The organism is Brevundimonas sp. CURTG3B2_SDJG (assembly GCF_057364705.1).
The window spans coordinates 1-1,076 of sequence record NZ_JBNFOJ010000511.1; the positions used below are offsets into that span (position 1 = coordinate 1).

Below are 1,076 nucleotides of genomic sequence, written 5' to 3' on the forward strand. Positions count from 1 at the left end.
CGCTTCCGGGTTTAGCGGAAGTTGATGCCGACGGTGGCGCGACGGTTCAGCGGCTCGCGAACGCCGTCGGCGGTCGGGCGGGCCAGCTGGGTTTCGCCCTTGCCGTCCAGCGAGATCACGCCGCCGTTGACGCCTTGAGCGACCAGGGCGTCAGCCACGGTGCGCGCACGGCGGTTCGACAGGCCGACGTTGTACGCCGCAGAACCCGAGGTGTCGGCGTGACCGACGATCAGGATCCGCGTCGGACGGCCCGACTTGGCGTAGTTGGCCGCTTGCGTGACCACCGACTGGGCTTCGGCCGTCAGGTCCGAGCGATCCCAGTCGAAGTAGACCACGAACTCGCGGTCGGCCGGCACCGTCGGACGCGGCGGAGCGGCGGCGGCGGGGCGGCGGCGGCGGCGGGATGTACGCCGGCTCGTCGGCCCCGAACGCATAGCGCAGGCCCAGCGTCACCGAGTGGTCCTCGAAGCGGCCCTCGAACGGCCCCACGTCGAAGGCGGCCGCCGAATCGAAGGTCTCGAACTCCATGTTCGAGATCAGATAGCGGTACGTCAGGTCCAGGTGAGCCCGATCCGAGATCGCCCACGCCAGGCCGGCGATGGCTTGCGCCGCCAGCTTGGTGGAGCTGTCGTCCGCCCCGATGCCCACCGTGCGGGTCGAAGCCAGCGAGCCCAGGAACTCGCTGTTCACCCGGTTCACGCCCGCGCCCAGACCGATGAACGGACGCAGCGACCACGACGCGTCGCCGAAGTCGTAGATCACGTTCGCCATCAGCGTCGTGGACGAGAACTCGCCTTCCGGCGCGTTGCACGCGCCCACCGCCGGCGTCACGTTGCAGACGTACGCCGCGCCGCTCGACGACAGCGAGATCGCCTCCACGTCGCCCGCGTCGCGGTAACCGCCCTCAAGCTCAACGCGCCAGTTCTCGTTGAACCGGTACCCCAGGCGCGCAAAGCCCGCCCAGCTGTCCTCAACGTCAATGTCGACGTCACGAGACGTCTCAATGTCCGACGTGTGCCAGCCCGCATCAAGCGCGCCGTACCAACCGTTCGGCTCAGCCGACGCGGCGCCGGCTG

1 protein-coding gene and 1 pseudogene are annotated in these 1,076 nt (G+C 69.5%); both read right to left on the bottom strand.

Annotated features, from left to right (window positions below; translation table 11 throughout):
* Nucleotides 1-11: 11 nt before the first annotated feature.
* The gene (locus AC2W7C_RS18325) at nucleotides 12-434 is read right to left on the bottom strand and encodes an OmpA family protein (protein ID WP_486002623.1); all 423 of its coding nucleotides are present in this window, start codon (nucleotides 432-434) and stop codon (nucleotides 12-14) included.
* Between the two features lie 43 nt (nucleotides 435-477).
* Nucleotides 478-1,076: pseudogene (locus AC2W7C_RS18330) on the bottom strand (outer membrane protein); the annotation flags it as partial.

Coding starts and splice junctions, on each gene's coding strand:
- AC2W7C_RS18325 (WP_486002623.1), bottom strand. CDS start 434: ATGCGTTCGGGGCCGACGAGCCGGCGTACATCCCGCCGCCGCCGCCGC.